Source organism: Moorena sp. (genome assembly GCF_982860115.1).
Map to the genome: position 1 here is coordinate 1 of NZ_CEYLVT010000012.1, position 20,592 is coordinate 20,592.

The following is a 20,592-nucleotide window of genomic DNA, read 5'->3' on the forward strand; positions in this document are numbered from 1 at the left end:
GACTCCCGACTCCCGACTCCCGACTCCCGACTCCCGACTCCCGACTCCCGACTCCAATTGAGAACTGCTATACCTTATATATAGGCGGCTATAGGCGTATATATACTTCTCTTATTCAGAGGCATTTGGCAATGCTCTGTAGGAGCCGCTGCGTGAACGCAAAAGCTAATTTAGATGAACAACCAATCAGTTAATTTAACAGCTAAAAAGACTAATAGCAAGCTTACTATCCTATTTGATGGGGGGTCTCGTGGGAATCCTGGCATAGCCGGTGCTGCTGCTGTTATTAAACAACCAGGAGCTCAAACCATTAGCGTTAGTCAATTTTTTCCTCATGCTACCAACAATGAGGCCGAATATACCGGAGCTATTCTTGGGTTAGAGAAAGCCTTAGAAATCGGTGCTGGGCAGGTAGTGCTAAAAGGAGATTCTCAACTGGTTATCAATCAGCTTAAAGGTACCTGGAGAGTTAAAACAGCCCACTTACGACCCTTATGGACCAAGGCTAAGTCACTTCTGAATCAGTTTGACTCTGTTCAATTGGAGTGGATTCCCCGAGCACAGAATTCAGAAGCCGATGCCGTTGCGAATCAGGCCATGGATCAACGCAAAGGGGTTAACGCTGTAAGAAAGAAAGCAACTGAGTTGCCCAAGGTTCAACCTTCTTTACCAAAACTTGCTGAGCAGTCTTCTGAGTTGCCCAAGGCTAAACCTTCTTTAGCAAAACTTGCTCAGCAGTTCTCTGAGTTGCCCAAGGTTAAACCTGTACCAAAACTGGCTAACCAGATCTATGAGCTGATTGCGGACGCAAAAAATGCTGGAGTTAAAGATTTCCTTAAGTTAAAAAGTGGTCGGGATGAGTTTACTAGCAAGCGATTACCCACTCTAAAGGAAATGGTGCCTGCTCCTGTTCAAAATGCGATCGCATCCGCTATGGCTGATGCTGATGAATCTACCTTAGGCAAGGTATACCGCTGGTATCTCAGAGGATTACCCGCAGACTTAGCCATTAGAAAAGTCCAGGTCGATTTAGAAGTATCTGAAAAGATTATCCAGCGTCGTCAAAAAAAATAAACAAACCTTTAAATTATAACACATTATTATACTTCTAGCAATTTTAGGTAATTTGTAATAAGTAAAAACTATCAGCAAGCCCTCAGTACTTAGTAATTAGTACTAGATTTCTACAAAATGCGACTGGTTCACCATTGGGATTGCGATCGCAACCGTGGCTTTTGCTTGTGATCTATATCATAGGCGGAAAGAAAAAGATGAGTTATTATTGTGAGTACCAGACTCCCCTGGCCAGGTGTGGGGTGAAGCTCAAACCTAAAAAAATACTAAAGAGCTATTGTTTAGAGTTCCTGACAGGATACATAAAAGCTATCTATAAGTGCTTCACGCTCAGCAGTAGAGGCTCAAAGCTAATCCAACAGGAGTTCAAAAAAGGGGTTACTAATAAACGGTAACCCCCAGTAGGGGTATTTGACGAGCTGGTTCTTGCGTAGGTAAAACAAAATGTCTTTCACCTTGCCATCTTTGATCTTGCCACTCGTCAAGGACTTTTTATTTATTGCAATATCTAACTGGTTAAGTCATGGAAGCACATCGATTACATCAAGCAATAACCTATCAAAATGTCATGGAAATCTTAGTGGCTCAGGAAGTAGAGCGTCAAAAGTCTCGACTTTCTCCTAAGCTAGCTAAGTATATCAACCAGGTAGAAGTAGCTACCTACGCCCTGAATCGTTTACCACCTCTGTATGCTTCCAGTGAAGAGGGGAGGCGTCAGCAGCAGTTAAAGGGTAACAAAAAACTAAGGCAGGAGATTACGACTACTGTGCGTCAAGCCTTTGCTGCCGTGCAACGAGACCCGATCAGGCTCTGTACACCAATCAGACCAGAAGAAGACACCGAATCTCTAGCGGCTAAACTGGCTCTGCAAGGACTCCGGGAATTACTAAAAAATCAGAACATAACATGGTATAACCTGGTCAGTATTGTCAAGCAAACCCTGATTCGAGCAACTCAGCTCAGAAAAAATCGCCAAAAAGAGCAGTCAAAAGACCCAATTTATGGTTGGAATGACTCTCGTTACCAGCTCTAACGTTGCGTTCGGGTTGACAGGTTGACAAGTTCAAGGTTGACAGGTTGACAGGTTAACAGGTTGACAGGTTAACAGATTGTTCGCGTAGCGTGGCCTTTTGGCCAAGGTTAATAGGTTAACAAGTTAATATCCTGACAAGTTAACAGGGTATAGTCTATTAGGGAGCTTTTTAGATTGATCTCTAATATCATGTCGGGATAATTACCCTTAATAAAAAACTCCTCCATCTCCCCATCTTCTCACACTTCCCACCCTTCCTATAATTATGGGTATTCAACCTGACTTGATCTAACTTGGTGATCTAATGCTGCACTTCAACTATTCTACTATCATCAATGCACCAGTTGAGATAGTTTGGAACTTTCATGAGCGAGATGATATTCTCGATCTGCTAACTCCACCGTGGCAACCAATCCAGGTGATCCGTCGTGAGGGAGGTTTAGGGATTGGAGCTGTTTCGGAATTTCGGATTTTTGTTGGTCTAATTCCCTTACAATGGAATGCTGTTCATACCGAGTATGAGCAATACCGACTCTTCAGTGATCAACAAAAAGAAGGACCCTTTGACTATTGGCTTCATCGCCATCAATTTATTCCAGAAGACCAGAAAACTAGGCTAACTGATTCCATTGAATTTGCCTTACCAGGGGGATCCTTAGTCGAAGACATGTTTGGTTGGTTAGTAACCCTGCAATTAGAGCAAATGTTTCGCTATCGCCATGAAGTAACCCAACGAGAATGTTCTAAATTGGTGAATTGAAAGGTCAGTCGCGTAGGGTGCGTTAGGGGCGGGCTTACCCTCATTTTCCGCCTCGTAGCCAGGGTTGGGAGAGCCCGTCCCGTAACGCACCACCGGGTCAAACTCAAAGTAGAGAACAGGTAAAAATAATAATATTTGACGCTTTCAGTACTAAAATTGATTTTAATCGCCTCTCCTATTACGTTTTTTTGTACTGATGCCATCAGCCTTCAGCTAATGGGCTATATCACAGGCTTCTAGCCTGTGCCACGTAAGGCTGACCGCTGACCGCTGACCGCTGACCGCTTAGCTTTCATCTAACAACTTCTCCATCATTTCCTCTAACTTTTCCTTTGAATCCTTGGCGAATTGGACACTAGTAATAGTCCCCAAAAATCCCCCCGATGCTGTCAAGCTTGCTTCCGATACTTTGTTACTATAAAACAATCGGACACCACAGAAAGTCATCAACGCCGATGCAGCAGTTACACCAAGGGCAAGGTTGTAACTATGTCGTGCTTGTCGTAATAATTCCCGGATGATTTCTTCTTTGAGATTACGGTAGTCATTGTTAGTTTGTCGCTTCTTATAAAATCTAAACGCCATTGTTGCTCTCCTCAATCTTCTATCGTTTGCTGCTGATATTCGTATCTTATTCAGAGGAAACTATCTACAGCAAGGGCAGATGGGTTTAGTTTATGTTAGCTTCTGCCCTATTGTTGTAAAATAGATTAGGGCAAATAGGTGAATCAATAAAATCTATCTGCCCTAATTAAGCATTCAGCTATCAGCTATCAGCTATCAGCTATCAGCTATCAGCTATTAGCTATCAGCTATCAGCTTATGGACTATGGGCAAGCTACAGAACTTTTGAAGAAAACAGCTAAGCGTAAAGTCACAGCCTCGTTCGCACAGCGTGGCCATTCGCGTAGCGTGGCCATTCGCGTAGCGTGGCCAAAGGCCAAGGCCAAGGCCAAAGCCTGTGCCACCAAGCTGACCGCTGACCGCTGACCGCTGAATGCTTACCGACTCCCGACTCCCGACTCCCGACTCCCGACTCCCGACTCCCTAAAATCAAAATGCGTGAATCTGACAAAGTGCGATCAAGTCAGCAAGGTAAAACCAGACTCGAAAAAGCTTCTCAAGCAGCTGGGCTGAATCAACAGACATTAGCAGATCAAGCCGATGTTTCTAAGGATACCCTTCAGCGCTTTATTGGTAGTAAAAAATCTCCAAATGGAGTGAAAAGATCCTACGTTAGAAAGATTTGCAAGGTTCTAAAGATGCAACCAACTGATATCGTTGACAAAAAAGACTGGTATCCTCCACAGCAGTTACCACCAGAATTTGAACAACTTATTCAAGACAAAACTCACTTATTTTGCGGACGTCAGTTTGTCTTTAAGGCTATTGAAAAATTCTTCAGCAACACTACTCATGGCTACTTTACGGTTATTGGTGATGCCGGGATGGGTAAAAGCGCCATTGCTGCTAAGTATGTATTAGACAACCCAGAAGCGATTTGTTTTTTTAATAGTCGTGCTGAGGGCATGAATCGTCCAGAATTATTCCTAAAGAAAATCCGTGAACAATTGATCACGCCTTACGAGTTGCCAGATGCTCAAGATGCTGATTTATATACCTTGTTGAGTAAGGTTAGGGAAAAATTATCTTCTGGTGAACGGTTGGTGATTGTTGTGGATGCCTTGGATGAAGTTGACCAAGACCAATCTGGCAATCTTTTATATTTACCGACTATTTTGCCAGACGGTATTTATTTTCTACTGACCAGAAGACCCTATAATCAGAATGAAAAAAGGCTGCAGTTATCCCCCGCTACACCAAGCCAAGAATTGGATTTAAGGGAAAACGCTCAACAAAGCCATCGAGATGTAAAGGAATATATTAGAAAATTGCTGGAAGATGGAGAATATCAACAGGGTTTGACCCAGTGGATTGAAAAGCAACCTTCCCTATCTAATCATAAGTTTGTGGAAGAGATTGCGGCAAAAAGCGAAAATAACTTTATGTATTTGCGCTATGTGTTGCCAGAAATTGCTAAGGGATTTTATAATGATAAACCCTTGAATGAATTACCGGTAGGATTACAAAACTATTATGAAAACCATTGGCAACTGATGGGGATGACAACCAATCATTTATCCAGGGATAAAATTAAAATTGTTTATGTGATGTGTGAGTTAGGTGATGCTGTTTCCCGTAGACTAATTGCTAAGTATTCTAACCAGGATGAATTAACAGTGCAAAAAGTGCTTGATGGATGGGCACAATTTTTACAGAAGCAGGAAAGCTATCGACCACAACGTTATCGATTTTATCACGAAAGTTTCCGAGATTTTTTGTATCGTCAGGATATTGTGGAAGCGGCGGGCGTGAATTTACCAGATCTTAGTGTTGAAGTTGCCGATAATATGACAGAGGGGCTGGAGTTATGAGTAATTTTCGCAGTTGGTTAAGGAAAAAGCCATCAGGAGAAAAAGAATTTTTACTTAGAAGACTTCCAAGTCAATTCTTAAAAGCTAATCGAATTCAAGACTTATTTTTGCTCTTAAGTAATTATGAGTTTATCGAAGCTAAAATTAATCATACTCAATTTGGCATCAAAGCACTGATTGAAGATTATGAGTTGATTAATGATATAGACGTATCTCATCCAGACTACAGCGAGCAAACGATAACATCCCTGAAGTTGATTCAGGGAGCCTTGCGACTATCAACACATATCTTAAGTCAAGATCCAAATCAATTAGCAGGGCAACTCTCAGGGCGTTTACTAGATTGTGATACCCCAGACATTCAACGATTATTACAACAGATACCGCAAACTAATACCACTTATTTGCGTAGCTTGACAGCTACGTTAACTCCCCCTACTGGACGCTTACTATCTACCCTAATTGGTCATGGTGACTCGGTAAATGCCGTTGCTGTCACACCAGATGACACCAAGGTAATTTCTGGTTCATCGGATCACACGGTTAAAGTCTGGAATTTGAATACAGGTGCAGAAGTTTTAACATTAAGAGGTCATACTTCTCCAGTCAATGCTGTAGCGGTTACTCCCGATGGCACCAGGGTAATTTCTGGTGCCTCTGATAATACAGTTAGAGTCTGGAATTTAGCAACAGGTACAGAAATACAAAGATTTGATGGTCATAATCACCCTGTAGTTGCTGTAGCCGTTACTCCCGATGGTAAGAAAGTGGTTTCAGCATCAATTGCAAACTATAACTCTATGAAAGCCTGGGATTTGGATACTGGTGAAGAGTTAACTATAAAAGGTCATAGAGACTTCGTGAGAACTGTTGCTATTACCTCTGATAATCGTCTAATTTCTGGAGAACAGCATCGAACTATTAAGGTTTGGGATTTAACAAATGGAAAAATTATTTTCATTCTTAGGCATAGACCTGAAACGTTATATCTTCATTTTTTAGTAACATACTTCTCGATGCGATTATATGTAATAGCGGTTACTATTGACGGTAAGTGGCTAATTTCTGGTTCTGGTGATAAGGGTAAAAATATGATTACAATCTGGAATTTAGAAACGGGAGAAAAAACTTTTACGATTAAAGGTCATAAAACTCCTATTTGTGCTCTTGCTGTTACACCTGATGGTAAACAGATAATTTATGCTGCCTTCAATACTATTAAAATTTGGGATAGAGAATCTGAAAAAGAAATATGCCGTTTTATTGCTCATGATGACGTAATCTATAAGATTACAGTAACAGGAGATGGAAATAAAATTATTTCTGCTTCAAAAGATAAAACAGTCAAGATCTGGAATTTAAAATCCTTAGAAGTAAACGATAAATATCTTAAATTAAGAGATAACAAAAATTCAGTAAATGATGTAACCATTACTCCCGATGGCAAGCAAGCTATTTTTGCTTTAGACGATCAACTTATAAAAGTTTGTAATTTAGAAGAAAAGACTATAGTTTCTAGTTTTTATACCGATCACAATTTTCAAGATAATCTTTTTATAAGATTTGCTCATTACCATTATATATTTATGTTTAATGGATTGTTCAGATTGATTAAAAGAGTAGTATCGATATTTTTAACAAAATTAACAAAAAAACTTTCTATATTTTATGAGATTATCCTGACGATTATCTTGATTGTTAGGGCTATAATTATAGTAGTTTTGGCGGTATTATCTTTGTTGTTATTTCCGATTAGCTTCTCAATAGTTATTTTTTATAGAGTTGTGCAAAATTTTATAACATTTTTATTATCACTATTATTAGGGCTCGAAAAGTTTGAAAATATAGGTATTTTTTTTAAAACAGAACTTAAGATTGTAAAATCTATTTTTATTTCTTGTTTTGATTTTCGCAACAAAAACATATCAAAATACGCTAAACATAGTGATATAAGTGAAAATATAAATTATGGTAATATCATTAATAATTTTGTTAATTTTTTAAAGGAAAGTAATTGTTTAGCAAGAAAAACAAATATTGTTGAATTTTTGGCGATTGCACCCAATAATTACCTCGTTTTTATAAACCAGCCAAAAATCGGCTTATATCAATTATTAACTATATGGGATTACAAAACAATAAATAAAATTTATGATTTAATATCAATTAAGCAATATTGCTATATTTATTTGTATTTATTGATATCTGTTATTTGCTTATTAATTCCAATATATCCATTTTTTTTAGTTCGGTATTTAGATTTATGGGATATACTCGAAATATTTTTATTATTACCTATAATATCTATAACCTATGTAATGTTTTATTTTTTTATAATCTTAAAATATTCACCTCTTATATTTCATACATTTGATGATTTTACAACAGCTATATCAATTACTCCAGATGGCAAATATGTAATTGCTGGTTCAACTATAAGCAATATTAAAGTTTGGAATCTCGAAACCAAAAAGTTATGTTTTGTCCTCGAAAGTCCTTACCACCAAATAACTAGTTTAGCTATCACCCCAGATGGTAAGTATTTGGTTTCTGGCTCCAAGGATAAAACTATCAAACTTTGGAATCTAGAAACTAGAAAGGAATGTTTCACCCTTAAAGGTCATGGGGATTCAATCAATACTCTCTCGGTAACCCCAGATGGTAAGTACGCAGTTTCTGGCTCCAAAGATAACACTATCAAAATTTGGGATTTGGAAAAGCGAGAGGAAATGTTTACCTTTACAGGTCATACCGACTCCATCAATCGGATCAAGGTAACATCCAACGCTAAGCTAGTCATTTCTGCATCTTCCGATAAAACACTCCAAGTGTGGGATTTCGAGACTCGGGAAGTTATTGCTACCTTTACCGGAGAAAGTGCCATCAACTGTTGTGCCGTTGCACCGGATGACGTCACCATTGTCGCAGGGGATGAAGGGGGAAATATGCATTTTCTGCGCTTGGAGGGAGTAGGGAGTGGGGAGTAGGGAGTAGGGAGTGGGGAGTAGCTCACAGGGGTAGGTTTTTTACAAACAGAGGAGTAAACGCTCAGATGAAGAGGTAAAAATGAAATATTCGTTCTCTTGGTGCACACCCTTGTCGGGGAACCCGACCGGTGTCGCACCGCTAACAACCACATGGTACAGATGACATTAAATCGACATCTATTAGAGTGGAAAAAGGTTGTCAGCTATAGATTTCCTCATTTGAGCTTACCTCAAGTAAATGGGCTAGCCACTTGGAGCTTTGGGATGGTGATGACCAAATCAAGTAGTTTGACCAGGGTGTCAAACTTGATCGCCAAAATCAATCAGGAAAAAGAAAATACGGTACGTCAGAGATTGAAGGAATGGTACAAAGAAGCAGAAGCGAAAGCCAAAAAAGGTAATAAACGAGTATCTCTAGAAGTAACCGAATGTTTTGCTTCATTACTGAGATGGATTGTGGATGTGTTACCTCCGACTACCCAAGAACTAGTAATCGCCCTGGATGCCACCTGCGTGGGTCAAAACTTTACAGTTCTTTCAATTAATGTGCTCATCGCTGGTAGTGGGATTCCAGTGGCATGGAAAATAGTCAAAGCCACACAGAAAGGGAGCTGGAAGCCGTACTGGAAAGAACTCTTATCTGCTTTAAAGGAGATTGTACCAACCACTTGGCAAGTGATTGTGGCAGCAGATAGAGGATTGTATGCAGATTGGTTGTACCAAGAGATTGTCCATAATGGTTGGCATCCCTTCTTAAGAATTAATCATCAGGGTCAGTATCAAATTTCCGGTTCATCTTCATGGCATCCTCTGGCAACTGTTGTTGACTGTGATGGCATAAGTTGGTCAGGCCTTGTTAGATGCTTTAAAACCAACACAATTGAATGTACTTTACTAGCTCGATGGGAGCCAAACTATAAAGATCCCTGGTTGATTTTGACAGATTTAAATCCCTGTGATTGTCAGATTGATTGGTATGGCTTTCGTTCTTGGATTGAATGCTCATACAGAGATATTAAAAGTGATGGTTGGCAGTGGCAGCGAACTCGTCTGGTCAGCCCACAAAGGGCAGAGCGACATTGGTTAGCTATGGCTGTAGCTCTGTTATGGACGATCAGCCTCGGTGGTGAAGGAGAACAACCCGTCAGTTTCACTGAGCACAGAGAAATCGAAGAAAAGACTAGTAACACATCTTTTGCTCCACCTGTATCTCCTCGGCTCTCTTATTTTGTCGATGGTTTGTTAAGTATCGTTGCCCGCTTACTCAATGATCAATCCCTGACTTTTGGTAAGCTGTTTCCTTCCCCCTTCAACACTTCTAGCTGTTTCGCTGTTTCTGACTCTTCCTAATTGTAAAAAACCTACCCTTGTGAGGTGGGGAGTAGGGAGTAGGGAGTAGGGAGTAGGGAGTAGGGAGTAGGGAGTAGTAATAATAGTTGATTCTTTGTTGATGCAGTCGCTCATGAATGTTGCTAGGTACTATAGGGAAAAGTGTTCTGTCAATTCCTTTTGCTTAAGGGAGATAAAGCTAATGCCAGAATCGTCTCTGCCAATAGGGTTTACCCACAAAAAAGTCAACAAGAGCAACTTTACGATCTAGATGCCAAATGTCAACATGGGAGATGGATTACTGAAAAATCTTATTTGGGTGGGACCTTCAAAAAAGGAACTGTTAGGGTTTCCTGAAGATGTCATCGATGAAGTTGGTTACATTCTCTATCGGGTTCAAAAAAACAAAAATCATCCTCATATTAAACCTTTGAAAGGATTAAATGGAGTGTTAGAAATTGTCAGCGATTATAAAACAGATACTTACAGAACAGTATATGCTGTCAAACTTGGGAATACTATATATGTTCTCCACGCCTTTAAAAAAAAGTCAAAAACAGGTATTAAAACCCCAAAGCAGACTATGAATTTAATTAAAGAACGCCTAAAACAAGCACAAGATATTGCTAAACAACAAGATTAATAGCACCAAGGATAAAATAATGCCAGATTATACTGTAAGCTCAGGTAACATTTTTGCAGATTTAGGATTTATTAATGCTGAAGAAAAGTTGGCTAAGGTTAAACTAGCTTCACTCATTTATGATCTGATTGATGAAAGACAACTGACTGATTCAGATGTGGCTATGATTTTAAAAATTGAGCCTCCTCAATTCATGGATTTAAAAAATGGTCGCTTGCAAGGGTTTTCCTTGGACAAGCTATTATTTTTTTTGGTAGCATTAGGTCAAACTATTGAAATTAGCGTCAGTCCAAAACCCGAAACTGTATCTAGTGGGAAGATACAAGTAATCCGTCAATCTTATGCTTGAATGTAACCCTTTAAGGAGTAAGTGACTGTTGGGCTACCGACTCCCGACTCCCGACTCCCGATTCCCGATTCCCGATTCCCGATTCCCGATTCCCGACTCCCTAAAAAAAATCGGTCAAGGGCGTAGCGCATATGCTTAGGATTAAATTAATTAACAATCCCTTCACCTATACCAAAACCAGTATACTGGCGTACTTCAGGTTCATGAAAAGCTAAAACAATATCTTGTTTAGGAACTCCCATTTCCACTAATCGGTTGGCAAGTCCTTCTTCGGTGCCGTCATGCTGAATCCAAATTTTTCCACCCTTGATATCAATATGTAAAATACAGCCAAAATCACGTTTATTGCCACGCCAACCAACATAGAGCAGTTGGTAGTGATCCTGCTCTGTATCAAAGACAGTCTGAACCTCGTACTCTGGTGCAATTGTTTGCCGTGAAGCCCGTTGAGCACGTTCCGAAAGAAGATGTCGAATATACTGGCGATATTGCTCTACAGCCATTGAACAATTACCTCCTGTTTCACATCATAAATTAGTAATCTAATCTGATAACGATCAACTGCTGCCATGATGAAGCGTCGCTGGAAAAAACTCTCATAAATTGGCTCTCGCACAGCCAAATAAAGCTGGCGATCAGCTTCCATCCTTGCCAGTGCATCAGGGTAACGCAGCAAGGGGAAAAGAGTAAAAAATTCCAACTCTTAACCAAACCAGCATTATTAGCATCGCTTTTCTGCCATTATGAAAATAACTCCTACTTGGTTGGGAGGAAAGCCGCGCTGGTGAAAGTTAACGGTTTGGACCAGCGCGGCTATTAGTATCGGTCGTAACTTTATATAGTATATATAAATCCTGGAAAAAATGCAAGGGGTAATTAAAACTTTTTACATTTATTTACAGTTGCTATAATTAGCAATTTATTTACTCATTAATGTGTAATTTATTTGATTTTTTTCAATAAAAATGATATCAAAAAGGGGCTTATTGGCTAAAATTGCTAAAATAGTGGATAAGACGGATACTATCAACTTATAATCATTTTTATTGGCACTGCCCACCAACAATATTAATCGTAGGGTGAGCAGGGTTGCAGACGGATACTATCAGGTTATAAGAGATTTTATCGGCACTGCCCACCAATAATATTAATCGTAGAGTGGGCAGTAAAGTAGACGGATACTATCAACTTATAATCGGTTTTATCGCACTGCCCACCAACAATATTAATCGTAGTTATAGCAATTCTCTATGCCATTAGGTACAAAGGTATCCCCCTAAATCCCTGGAGCGAGCAATCCCTCGCTCGGGGGACTTTGAGGTTGATAAATGTACCTCATAAATCCTAGAAACGCTATAGTTGTTTTGCTAAAAAAAACAATGGGTATTGGGATTTACTAGCTCTGTGGTTAACCAATATGAATTGCGTAATACTACTAATGTAGTTTAACTATTGTTTTTAAAATAGTCTGATCAATTCGTTAATTCTACCGAGGTTTTGTAAAGAAAGTCTGTAAATAATGGGATTAACGTTTGATTTCTAGTTTTTTTAGTTACTGGGTTAAATCAAATTTAAAACTGACTTCTGAGTAAAAACCATGGAAGACTCAAAAAAAGAAAAGAAAACATTCAAAATTCTTAGCTTAGATGGAGGCGGAATGCGTGGAGTTATATCCGCAAGAATACTCAAAGATATAGAAGAAACAATAAGCAATAAATATGGTCAGAAGTTACATGAATATTTCGATTTGGTTGCCGGAACATCCACTGGCTCAATTTTGGCAGCGGGAATTGCCTGTAAGATAACTGCGGAGGAATTGATTAATTTCTATGAAAAAGAGGGGAAAAATATCTTTATCAAGAGTATACGTGATCAGCGAAAATGGCGGGAGTTAAGTAAACTTTTTGGGCGTGGTGTATTATATCCCCACGAGTTTCCCGACAACTCTGGAGAGGAAGGATTGGCTAATGTTTTGAAAAGAAAATTGATTCATAAGGACTTGCATAAATGTCCCTCGTTGTCTGAGATCAAGGACATACAACTCTTAATCCTCAGTTATGACGTTTTCTACCGAAACACAACGTGGTTTACGAATAACGATTCACGTGCATGGTACATTAAGAATAATATTCCACTTTGGAAAATCTGTACCGCTTCAGCTTCAGCACCAACGTTTTTTCCACCTTACCAACTCGAACACCCTGAAAAGGGATGTCTCCCCCATATCGATGGTGGGGTATCAGCTAATAACCCAGTGTTAGCTGCAATCGCCCATGCTATATCGATGGAAGATGATGAGGGAAAACAAACTAAAACGAAAATATACGACATTGCTGTTCTCTCCATTGGCACTGGTATAACAACTCGTGCTTATACATATGATGAGGTAAAAAAATGGGGACAATTGGGTTGGGTAAGCCATCTACCGGATATGTTTTTAGACCCTGATGCGGAAAATTCAGAGCATACTGCTTATCGCATATTTAAAGACATAGGTTCTCAAAACTATTTGCGTTTGAATTTCGAGCTGAACAAGAAGCAGAAGCAGCTACAAGAAAAACCGCCAAATAAATTAAATCAACTATTTAGTGATCTCAATAAAAAAATTAATAAATATAGTTTACATAATAATCCAATAGAGGAAAAAGTATGCGAAGATATTGACAATCCCGACGCTTGCGAACAACTCATAAAAGCGGCTCAAAAGTATCTCAACAGCGGACAAGTTTTTGACGTCGAGGAAGATCAAAATATTTTAGTCCGGAAGGCAATTGAAAAATTTATTAACACTCATCCTCCAACTAACCAAAATGACAAAAATAAAGAAGCAGATCCAAAAGACTCTAACGGAGTGACAACCCAGTCAAAACAGCCGGTTACAATTTAGACGAGTCTAAACCAAAGATTTAACCTTTAAACCCTCTAGTTTTGGTAAGGAATCAGGGATCAGCTGATCCCTGATTCTTTATGTTTTCAGATTCGGGCAAAGCCCGACGCTGCGCTAACGGAACATTGCATTTTAGATGAAACTTTGGGAAATAATAATATTAATCCTAGGGTGGGCAGTGCATCATACCAATTTAAAGGCTCACAATGGTTTTGGTAAGCACTGCCCACCCTACATCTATTGCTAGCATGCCTATTGCCTATTGCCTTAATATACACTGCCCACCCTACATCTATTGCTGTTCCCTGTTCCCTGCTCCCTGCTCCCTGCTCCCTATCCAAAACCCAATCCTAATGTCCCGATAGACTAATCAGTAAAACTCCCAATACCATAATTGCTGCTCCAGTTGCTCTTTCCTGAATTCCGGGTTCTTTAAAAATTAGACATCCTAAGATGACACTAATTAAAGCACTCATGCGTTTAACGGCGATAACATGGCTAACAAAAGTCATTTCGAGAGCTGTCATTTGGCACAAAATGACTCCGGCCTGAAAGAAACCAATAGGAACTATAGACAGTAAGTTTTTTGGGATTTGGTTTAATTTATCTCTTGATTTATACAGCATAATCACTCCCATCCCTGTGGCAACAAAGCTATGCATCGCAATTGCCCAAAATATTGGTGAAGAATTTTGGATACCTACCTTGTCAACGTTTGAGCTAATACTAAAAATTATAGCGGTGGTTAACATTAACTTAGGACCTTGTTGCTTCAGTAGTCCTTTGAAAGGGGCGAGGTAACCGTTTCTTTTTTCTTTCAAGTTCAAGCTATAAGACCCAACCACAATCATGATAATCCCTAAGACATCTAAGGGAGTGGGATATTCTCCAACAATGATTGGGGATGTCACTAATAAAAATAACGGGGTAAAGGTCATAAATGGAACGGTAATGGATAAGTCAGACCGACTCAGGGCTTGGATATACAAGCTCATGGCCACCACATTGAGAGACCCTGTTATCATTAAGGCTAAGCCAAAATTTTGGCCTAATTCCGGAATTTCAATCACAAAAAGGAGGGGAAGTAAAACCGGTAAAGAAAAAAATAATACTGCCCAAGAGATAATGTAAGAGTCAACATTTTTTAGCCCTCGCTTACTCGTCAAATCCTTGCCAGAGGCAAAAAGAGCTGTTAGACTAGCGAATAGAAACCAAAGCATAGTAGTGCTAACCTGTAGTTTAGTCAGAATCGGGATAATGAGTGAATGACCGACTTAACTAGCCTAGCTTAAAGCATAAATTAAGGCGTAAGTTAAGGTATAGTTAAATTTAGAATTTATGGTTTGTTGACTGTTGACTGTTGACTGTTCCCCGTCACTAAGCAACCCTAGAAAAGTAGATAAGTTAACTAAAACAGTTAACTATAACAGTTGACTAAAATAGTTGGCTAAACTAGTTGGCTAACACAGTTAATTATGTATCAGCATAAGCAGTTAGCGATCGCACTGACACAGTTCGCTTTTGAATCATGATTCAACAATAAATTTACCTAAAATCCAGTAACGTTTTTCATCCTACGACTAACGTAGGGGAGGGTTCAAACTTAACTGAATTTTTAGGTAAGACCTAAGCTTACTCCCAAAGCTCAACTTAGGCAATCTTTTAGTGGACTGACAAGCCAGTGTCTTGAGGCCAAGGGCGAGTGGGTAAACCCCCCGCAGATGATCGGCGATGTATCGCTGCCTTAGCCTAAGCTTGGGGTCTGGTAATTCCCAGGAGGATTTCCTATATTGGGTAAAAACCATACCGGTCCGCCAAAGGTAAGGGAGCTAGATGGGTGCAGGGAATAGGGTCAAAGTGATGCAGTAGGCCAAAGGGGGAAACCCCTACTCGCCCTTTGCATCAAGACAATGAACAATTTTCTTTTCTAGTGACCTCCGGAGAACTCAACTGGTATATTATGGGCGGGTGTGTTCACCGAAAAGGGCACATCTGTAAATTCCCTACTTCGACACACAGGTATTAAGTTATGCAAGCAAAATTCTTGATATCAAATCAAAGTATGAACAAATATATGAGGTTAACTACCAAATTATTAGTGCTGGTTGCTCTCCTAGGAGCAGTTAGTGCTTGTCGGTCTCGCCAAATCGAGGAGCCTTCCCCGAGTGCAAATCAAGTAGAACCACTTCCTGAAGCTCAGGAAGAACAGGGTTCTCGGTTTAACATTCCCTTCTTTAATCTGGGTAGGAACCAGGATGACGCAACACCAACTGATCCAGTAGCGGAAGAAAACCCATCAATTATACAAGCAGAAACACCGGGTACTCAATCAGAGCAACCGATCGCACAAGCAGAGCCGAATACACCTGATCCCTTTGGAGTGTCAGAGGACGATACTCTTGCTCAAGGAACTACTGGGTTCAGTGAGTCTACTGCTCAAGGGGCTACAGGAAGCTCAGCAACTACAGGAAGTTCTGGTACAGTAGTATACGAAGATAATGACCCCATACCAGCGCTATGGTAGAGTGGTAAGTTATGCACTGCCTGTAGTTGTTTAAAAGGTTTGGGAAGAGATTAAAGATTGGGCATTAGGGGATGGATCAAAAGGAGAAAGGTTGAAAAATAAAGGTTGAAAAATAAAGGTTGAAGTAAAAAGGTTGAAAAATAAAGGTTGAAGCAGGAAATGGGTTTATCGGTGGCTGACTTAAGGTTGACTAAAACCAATTACCACAACCTACGAGTTACACTTACCACTTCCCACGTCATCCTAGATACTTCATCCTTGATACTTCATACTTAATAGTTCATCCTAGATACTTCATCCTTGATACTTTCCCCAATCCCTAGTCTCCACTCTTCTTAACCTATGAAAGCAGCAAGTGACATTCTGATTATTGGCGGTGGCATTATCGGTTTAGCGATCGCTGTAGAACTGAAGCGGCGTGGGGCGACAGTAACTGTTGTCACCCGCAATTTCCAAGAAGGTGCCACCCTAGCTGCAGCAGGAATGTTGGCACCGCTATCAGAAGCGCTCCCCATCGGACCCATGCTAGATTTAGGCCTGTGGTCCCATTCACTGTATCCTCAATGGTGTACCAAACTGGAACAGATGACTGGTGTGGCAACGGGCTATTGGCCCTGTGGCTTTTTAGTACCAGTCTATGAAGGGGCAGCAGGAAATCACCAACAGCAGCTCAGCCACCAAACCGGAGTTGCTGACTGGTTAGACAAAGATAGGATTCATTGCTATCAATCAGGTTTAAGCTCAGAAGTGGTTGGTGGTTGGTGGTACCCAGAAGATGCTCAAGTGGTTCCCCAAGCACTCAGTAAAGCCCTGCGAGTGGCTGCCCAAGAATGGGGAGTAGAGCTCCGTGAAGGGATAACTGTGGAGGCAATTCAGCAGCACAATCGCTTAGTCTCTGGGATTAGAACCTCTGCAGGGGAACTCCATGCAGACCATTATGTTCTAGCAACTGGAGCCTGGTCTAATCAACTGTTGCCCTTGCCAGTGGCTCCAAAAAAAGGTCAGATGCTGTCAGTAAAAGCCACTCAAAATTCTCAAAACCCCTTGGCACTACAGCGAGTGTTACATGGCTCTGAGGTTTATCTAGTCCCCCGTCGAGATGGACGAATTGTGATTGGTGCAACAGTAGAGGATGTGGGTTGGCAGCCTGACAACACTACTGCTGGAATTCACCGTTTATTAAGATCAGCTATCCGGCTATATCCAGAAATCCAACACTGGTCGATTCATGAGTGTTGGTGGGGATTTCGACCAGCAACACCTGACCAATTCCCAATTCTTGGCACTGGTCCGTGCCAAAACCTGAGCCTGGCTACGGGTCACTACCGCAACGGTATTTTGCTGGCTCCTGTAACCGCTTTGTTGCTGGCTGACCTGATTGAGAAGCAAAAGTCTGACCCATTGTTAGATCAATTTAGATACGACCGACCTTACCATCAACCAGCCTCAAGTCAAGGCAGTGCTAATCTTAGTGCTAATCTCAGTAATCATCTGAGTGTATCTAGTAACTCCTCCTCAACACCAGTGCTGCACTATAATTCTGCTACGGTCCGGGACTCTCACTCTAACAATGGGACGGAACCATCCCCAGCTGATTTACTGACCATTGCGGGAAAAACCTTTCGGTCTCGTCTGATGACTGGCACAGGTAAGTATGACTCTCAAGAGATAATGGCTGAAAGTATTGGTGCTAGTGGCAGTGAAATTGTAACGGTGGCCGTGCGTCGGGTACAAACTAAAGCACCAGGACACGAAGGGCTAGCGGAATCCCTGGATTGGACGAAACTCTGGATGTTACCCAATACCGCAGGCTGTAAAACGGCGGAAGAAGCGGTGCGAGTGGCACGGCTTGGTCGGGAAATGGCGAAGCTATTGGGTCAAGAAGACAATAATTTTGTGAAACTGGAAGTGATTCCAGATCCTAAGTATTTACTCCCTGACCCCATTGGTACTCTAGAGGCAGCAGAGCAACTGGTAAAAGAAGGGTTTGCGGTTTTGCCCTATATTAATGCGGATCCGTTATTAGCCAAACGCCTAGAAGAGGTAGGATGTGCTACGGTGATGCCTTTGGGTTCACCGATTGGTTCGGGACAGGGCATCAAGAATGCTGCCAATATTGAAATCATCATTGAGGAAGCTGGAGTGCCGGTGGTGATAGATGCTGGTATAGGTAGCCCTAGTGAAGCCACCTATGGGATGGAGTTAGGGGCAGATGCGTTATTGATTAATAGTGCGATCGCATTAGCAGGTAATCCTATCATGATGGCAAAAGCGATGGGAATGGCCACCGAAGCTGGTCGTCTGGCTTACCTAGCTGGTCGTATTCCAATTAAAAACTATGCTAGCGCTAGCTCACCCTTGACTGGTACCATTAGCTAGCTTAGCAATGCATATATCAAAGAACTTGTCAAGGTCTAGGACTGGATTAATACTTTAACGTAACCAATCAAGCTAATCAGGAAAACTGAAGAGTAGTTATGCCAATTTTTGTTACATTATTTGTTACATTTATATAAATAAAGTAAAAAAAGGTTGTAATCCATGCCATATACAGTAGAAGACGGCGGGCGTTTAAACAATTTTGCTAAAGAGCCAAAAGTTTACCAGGCAGAGCCACCCACTGCAGCAGAAAAGCGCAACTACCTGATCTTGGGTTTAACAGCTCTGGTTTTAGTAAGTGGCTTGATCTTTGTGGCTTTCTCAGCCTCTGGTGTGAGCTAGGTACTGCACAGAAGAAAGCTGTTGAAAAGCCACTTGAGTTCAAGAATCTGGTTGCCATTAAAGCTTTTTGATGGCTTCCATCGCTTCTTGATAATTTTCAGTTCTACCTTCTTTTTGGAATAAATCAGCCGCTTTTTTGAAATCCTGAATCGCTTGCTCAACCTGATTGAGGTCAAGGCTGGCTAGACCCCGTTTATAAAACGCATCGGCAAAAGTGGGTTGAATTTTTAGAGTTTCTGTGTAATCAGCTACAGCAGCTTGATACTGTTTGAGCTTACTGCGAGTTAAACCGCGCTGGTAGTAAGCCATGGCATTTTTAGGGTTAATCGAGAGAGCTCGATCGTAATCCGCAATTGCTTGGAAATAGTTCTCTACTTCAGAGTAGGCATTACCTCGACTGAGATAAACCGTATCATTATCCGGTGTCAGAGCAATAGCTTTGGAAAAATCAGCGATCGCTTCGATGAACTTCTTTTGCACAAAATAGGCATAGCCACGGTTGCTATAGGCTTCACCATAGTCGGTTTTAATCTGAATAGCAGCAGTGTAGTTATCAATCGCTTCTTGATAATTCCCCTGAATGTGGTGGACATAGCCAAGATTGTAGTTTACATCAGGGTCATAGGGCTCCAGCTGCAAAGCCTGTTTGAAATTTTCCATCGCCTCTGGATAATTACCATTATCTAATTCATCCACGCCCCGGTTGTAGAATTCCACAGCACTCATCCGGGGTATAGTCCTCACTGGCAATTCCCTTTTAAAAGGGTCTTTCTCAACAGTGGGTTTTTCATCATTAGCCGGTTTATCCTCGGTAGGTTGGGCTTGAGTATTAGCCGGTTTATCCTCGGTAGGTTGGGCTTGAGTATTAGCCGGTGGCTCTTCGCTAGGTTGGGCTTGAGTATTAGCCGGTTTATCCTTAGACGTCGGCTCTTGATTATCTGGCTCAGATCGGATAATCACTGGCACTGGAAGTGGCTCCTGCTGAGCATAGACAGCTGCTGTAAAGCCAGTCAGTATTGCCGCAATTCCTAGACTAGAGATAGTTAGATAAGTTGGTTTCATGGTTTTCCTTACAAAGCCTGATGATTTCCAGAATTGTTACCGTGGGCAGTTGTCTAAAATCGCTCTATTAGCTTGACTTCACTATCTATCACACATCTAGTGAGTGTCCAACCGGTAACAGAAAATACATAGGGGCAGGTACGATGAGTTAAAGATGAGACAATTAAGCAGCTGAGTTGACGTTGAATAGAGATGCTCAAAGAGATGCTCAAGAAAATTGCACCACTACTGCTGCTACTGTTGAGTCTGGCTATAAATGGCTGCACAACTGGTGTCAGTGGTCTACAAAGCTATGTAGACAGCCTTAACGGTTATCAGTTTTTGTATCCCAACGGTTGGGTGCCTATCCAAGTGACTGATGGACCCGATGTAGTGTTCCACGATATTATTGAAAGCACCGAAAATGTTAGTGTGGTGATTAGCCCAGTGCCAGAAGGCAAGACCCTTGCTGATTTAGGCACACCCTCAGAAGTGGGGTATCAGCTGCAAAAAAATGCCATTGCTCCTCCCGATTCTGGTCGCACAGCCGAGTTGGTTAATGCTGAAGCTCGTGAGGTAGCAGACAAGACTTATTATCTTTTAGAATACAACGTCCAACTGCCCAACCAAGAACGGCACAATCTCGCCAGTGTGGTGGTTAACCGTGGCAAGCTCTACACCTTCAATGCTTCCACCACCGAACGACGCTGGGGTAAGATGAAAAATTTGTTGGAGGCAGTGGTTAAGTCCTTTTCTGTTAACTACTAAACAGTTGAACGCGCACCCGTGGCCTTTTGGCCAAGGTTACA

19 protein-coding genes and 1 pseudogene are annotated in these 20,592 nt (G+C 41.1%); 14 read left to right on the forward strand and 6 right to left on the reverse strand.

What is annotated here, in order from left to right; all coding sequences use genetic code 11:
- From AC4II3_RS03735 to AC4II3_RS03750, 4 genes and pseudogenes are all read left to right on the forward strand, one after another.
- Window positions 1–194: pseudogene (locus tag AC4II3_RS03735) on the forward strand (hypothetical protein); the annotation flags it as partial.
- Window positions 175–1,074 (forward strand): ribonuclease HI family protein, encoded by a 900-nt coding sequence (locus tag AC4II3_RS03740; RefSeq protein ID WP_488010380.1) that lies wholly within the window; start codon window positions 175–177, stop codon window positions 1,072–1,074. The pseudogene AC4II3_RS03735 and the gene AC4II3_RS03740, both read left to right, overlap by 20 nt.
- Window positions 1,075–1,597: 523 nt before the next feature.
- On the forward strand, window positions 1,598–2,107 hold the full coding sequence (locus AC4II3_RS03745; protein ID WP_488010381.1) for a late competence development ComFB family protein: 510 nt from the start codon (window positions 1,598–1,600) through the stop codon (window positions 2,105–2,107).
- A 304-nt stretch (window positions 2,108–2,411) separates the two neighbouring features.
- Window positions 2,412–2,867 (forward strand): SRPBCC family protein, encoded by a 456-nt coding sequence (locus AC4II3_RS03750; RefSeq protein WP_488010382.1) that lies wholly within the window; start codon window positions 2,412–2,414, stop codon window positions 2,865–2,867.
- Window positions 2,868–3,152: 285 nt separating this feature from the next.
- Here AC4II3_RS03750 and AC4II3_RS03755 read toward each other — a convergent pair whose 3' ends face one another.
- Together AC4II3_RS03755 and AC4II3_RS03760 are read right to left on the reverse strand one after the other, a co-directional pair.
- Complete coding sequence (locus AC4II3_RS03755; protein WP_488010383.1) at window positions 3,153–3,452, reverse strand: TRADD-N-associated membrane domain-containing protein; 300 nt, start codon at window positions 3,450–3,452, stop codon at window positions 3,153–3,155.
- Window positions 3,453–3,741: 289 nt separating this feature from the next.
- Complete coding sequence (locus AC4II3_RS03760; protein WP_488010384.1) at window positions 3,742–3,942, reverse strand: hypothetical protein; 201 nt, start codon at window positions 3,940–3,942, stop codon at window positions 3,742–3,744.
- On the opposite strand from AC4II3_RS03760, the gene AC4II3_RS03765 reads away from it, so the two are divergent.
- The 5 genes from AC4II3_RS03765 (at window position 3,926) to AC4II3_RS03785 (ending at window position 10,610) form a co-directional block, all read left to right on the forward strand.
- Window positions 3,926–5,302 carry an AAA family ATPase gene (locus tag AC4II3_RS03765; protein WP_488010385.1) on the forward strand — a complete coding sequence of 459 codons (1,377 nt, stop codon included), beginning with the start codon at window positions 3,926–3,928 and terminating at the stop codon, window positions 5,300–5,302. The two genes, AC4II3_RS03760 and AC4II3_RS03765, sit on opposite strands and share 17 nt — an antisense overlap.
- Window positions 5,299–8,289: a beta-propeller domain-containing protein gene (locus tag AC4II3_RS03770; RefSeq protein WP_488010386.1), complete on the forward strand. Its 2,991-nt coding sequence runs from the start codon at window positions 5,299–5,301 to the stop codon at window positions 8,287–8,289. The genes AC4II3_RS03765 and AC4II3_RS03770 overlap by 4 nt, the downstream gene beginning before the upstream one ends.
- Window positions 8,290–8,448: 159 nt before the next feature.
- Window positions 8,449–9,639: a transposase gene (locus AC4II3_RS03775; RefSeq protein ID WP_490722773.1), complete on the forward strand. Its 1,191-nt coding sequence runs from the start codon at window positions 8,449–8,451 to the stop codon at window positions 9,637–9,639.
- A 265-nt stretch (window positions 9,640–9,904) separates the two neighbouring features.
- The gene (locus AC4II3_RS03780) at window positions 9,905–10,261 is read left to right on the forward strand and encodes a type II toxin-antitoxin system RelE/ParE family toxin (protein WP_488010389.1); all 357 of its coding nucleotides are present in this window, start codon (window positions 9,905–9,907) and stop codon (window positions 10,259–10,261) included.
- A gap of 19 nt (window positions 10,262–10,280) precedes the next feature.
- Window positions 10,281–10,610, forward strand: coding sequence for a helix-turn-helix domain-containing protein (locus tag AC4II3_RS03785; protein ID WP_488010388.1), 330 nt, complete (start codon window positions 10,281–10,283; stop codon window positions 10,608–10,610).
- 146 nt (window positions 10,611–10,756) lie between these two features.
- Here the strand turns inward: AC4II3_RS03785 and AC4II3_RS03790 are convergent, their stop codons facing one another.
- Together AC4II3_RS03790 and AC4II3_RS03795 are read right to left on the reverse strand one after the other, a co-directional pair.
- Window positions 10,757–11,113: an element excision factor XisI family protein gene (locus AC4II3_RS03790; protein ID WP_488013706.1), complete on the reverse strand. Its 357-nt coding sequence runs from the start codon at window positions 11,111–11,113 to the stop codon at window positions 10,757–10,759.
- Window positions 11,104–11,310: an element excision factor XisH family protein gene (locus tag AC4II3_RS03795; protein ID WP_488013708.1), complete on the reverse strand. Its 207-nt coding sequence runs from the start codon at window positions 11,308–11,310 to the stop codon at window positions 11,104–11,106. The genes AC4II3_RS03790 and AC4II3_RS03795 overlap by 10 nt, the downstream gene beginning before the upstream one ends.
- 897 nt (window positions 11,311–12,207) lie before the next feature.
- On the opposite strand from AC4II3_RS03795, the gene AC4II3_RS03800 reads away from it, so the two are divergent.
- Window positions 12,208–13,497: a patatin-like phospholipase family protein gene (locus tag AC4II3_RS03800; RefSeq protein ID WP_488013710.1), complete on the forward strand. Its 1,290-nt coding sequence runs from the start codon at window positions 12,208–12,210 to the stop codon at window positions 13,495–13,497.
- Window positions 13,498–13,847: 350 nt separating this feature from the next.
- Here the strand turns inward: AC4II3_RS03800 and AC4II3_RS03805 are convergent, their stop codons facing one another.
- The gene (locus tag AC4II3_RS03805; RefSeq protein ID WP_488013712.1) at window positions 13,848–14,717 is read right to left on the reverse strand and encodes an EamA family transporter; all 870 of its coding nucleotides are present in this window, start codon (window positions 14,715–14,717) and stop codon (window positions 13,848–13,850) included.
- Between the two features lie 854 nt (window positions 14,718–15,571).
- Here AC4II3_RS03805 and AC4II3_RS03810 point away from each other — a divergent pair.
- The 3 genes from AC4II3_RS03810 to psb34 all read left to right on the forward strand — a co-directional run bounded on the left by AC4II3_RS03810 (window position 15,572) and on the right by psb34 (window position 18,742).
- Window positions 15,572–16,021 (forward strand): hypothetical protein, encoded by a 450-nt coding sequence (locus AC4II3_RS03810; protein ID WP_488013714.1) that lies wholly within the window; start codon window positions 15,572–15,574, stop codon window positions 16,019–16,021.
- Between the two features lie 342 nt (window positions 16,022–16,363).
- Window positions 16,364–18,400 (forward strand): glycine oxidase ThiO, encoded by a 2,037-nt coding sequence (gene thiO / locus AC4II3_RS03815; protein WP_488013716.1) that lies wholly within the window; start codon window positions 16,364–16,366, stop codon window positions 18,398–18,400.
- Between the two features lie 162 nt (window positions 18,401–18,562).
- On the forward strand, window positions 18,563–18,742 hold the full coding sequence (gene psb34, locus AC4II3_RS03820; protein ID WP_488013718.1) for a photosystem II assembly protein Psb34: 180 nt from the start codon (window positions 18,563–18,565) through the stop codon (window positions 18,740–18,742).
- A gap of 57 nt (window positions 18,743–18,799) precedes the next feature.
- Here psb34 and AC4II3_RS03825 read toward each other — a convergent pair whose 3' ends face one another.
- Window positions 18,800–19,804 carry a tetratricopeptide repeat protein gene (locus AC4II3_RS03825; protein ID WP_488013720.1) on the reverse strand — a complete coding sequence of 335 codons (1,005 nt, stop codon included), beginning with the start codon at window positions 19,802–19,804 and terminating at the stop codon, window positions 18,800–18,802.
- A 204-nt stretch (window positions 19,805–20,008) separates the two neighbouring features.
- Between AC4II3_RS03825 and psbP the strand changes: the two genes are divergently transcribed.
- A complete protein-coding gene (gene psbP, locus AC4II3_RS03830) occupies window positions 20,009–20,551 on the forward strand; it encodes a photosystem II reaction center PsbP (protein ID WP_488013721.1) in 543 nt (180 codons plus the stop codon).
- Window positions 20,552–20,592: the final 41 nt, after the last annotated feature.

What these genes read in the sequence shown, in the direction of transcription:
- AC4II3_RS03740 (WP_488010380.1), top strand. Translation starts at nt 175, where the DNA reads ATGAACAACCAATCAGTTAATTTAACAGCTAAAAAGACTAATAGCAAG.
- AC4II3_RS03745 (WP_488010381.1), top strand. Translation starts at nt 1,598, where the DNA reads ATGGAAGCACATCGATTACATCAAGCAATAACCTATCAAAATGTCATG.
- AC4II3_RS03750 (WP_488010382.1), top strand. Translation starts at nt 2,412, where the DNA reads ATGCTGCACTTCAACTATTCTACTATCATCAATGCACCAGTTGAGATA.
- AC4II3_RS03755 (WP_488010383.1), bottom strand. Translation starts at nt 3,452, where the DNA reads ATGGCGTTTAGATTTTATAAGAAGCGACAAACTAACAATGACTACCGT.
- AC4II3_RS03765 (WP_488010385.1), top strand. Translation starts at nt 3,926, where the DNA reads ATGCGTGAATCTGACAAAGTGCGATCAAGTCAGCAAGGTAAAACCAGA.
- AC4II3_RS03770 (WP_488010386.1), top strand. Translation starts at nt 5,299, where the DNA reads ATGAGTAATTTTCGCAGTTGGTTAAGGAAAAAGCCATCAGGAGAAAAA.
- AC4II3_RS03775 (WP_490722773.1), top strand. Translation starts at nt 8,449, where the DNA reads ATGACATTAAATCGACATCTATTAGAGTGGAAAAAGGTTGTCAGCTAT.
- AC4II3_RS03780 (WP_488010389.1), top strand. Translation starts at nt 9,905, where the DNA reads ATGGGAGATGGATTACTGAAAAATCTTATTTGGGTGGGACCTTCAAAA.
- AC4II3_RS03785 (WP_488010388.1), top strand. Translation starts at nt 10,281, where the DNA reads ATGCCAGATTATACTGTAAGCTCAGGTAACATTTTTGCAGATTTAGGA.
- AC4II3_RS03790 (WP_488013706.1), bottom strand. Translation starts at nt 11,113, where the DNA reads ATGGCTGTAGAGCAATATCGCCAGTATATTCGACATCTTCTTTCGGAA.
- AC4II3_RS03800 (WP_488013710.1), top strand. Translation starts at nt 12,208, where the DNA reads ATGGAAGACTCAAAAAAAGAAAAGAAAACATTCAAAATTCTTAGCTTA.
- AC4II3_RS03805 (WP_488013712.1), bottom strand. Translation starts at nt 14,717, where the DNA reads ATGCTTTGGTTTCTATTCGCTAGTCTAACAGCTCTTTTTGCCTCTGGC.
- AC4II3_RS03810 (WP_488013714.1), top strand. Translation starts at nt 15,572, where the DNA reads ATGAGGTTAACTACCAAATTATTAGTGCTGGTTGCTCTCCTAGGAGCA.
- thiO (WP_488013716.1), top strand. Translation starts at nt 16,364, where the DNA reads ATGAAAGCAGCAAGTGACATTCTGATTATTGGCGGTGGCATTATCGGT.
- psb34 (WP_488013718.1), top strand. Translation starts at nt 18,563, where the DNA reads ATGCCATATACAGTAGAAGACGGCGGGCGTTTAAACAATTTTGCTAAA.
- AC4II3_RS03825 (WP_488013720.1), bottom strand. Translation starts at nt 19,804, where the DNA reads ATGAAACCAACTTATCTAACTATCTCTAGTCTAGGAATTGCGGCAATA.
- psbP (WP_488013721.1), top strand. Translation starts at nt 20,009, where the DNA reads ATGCTCAAGAAAATTGCACCACTACTGCTGCTACTGTTGAGTCTGGCT.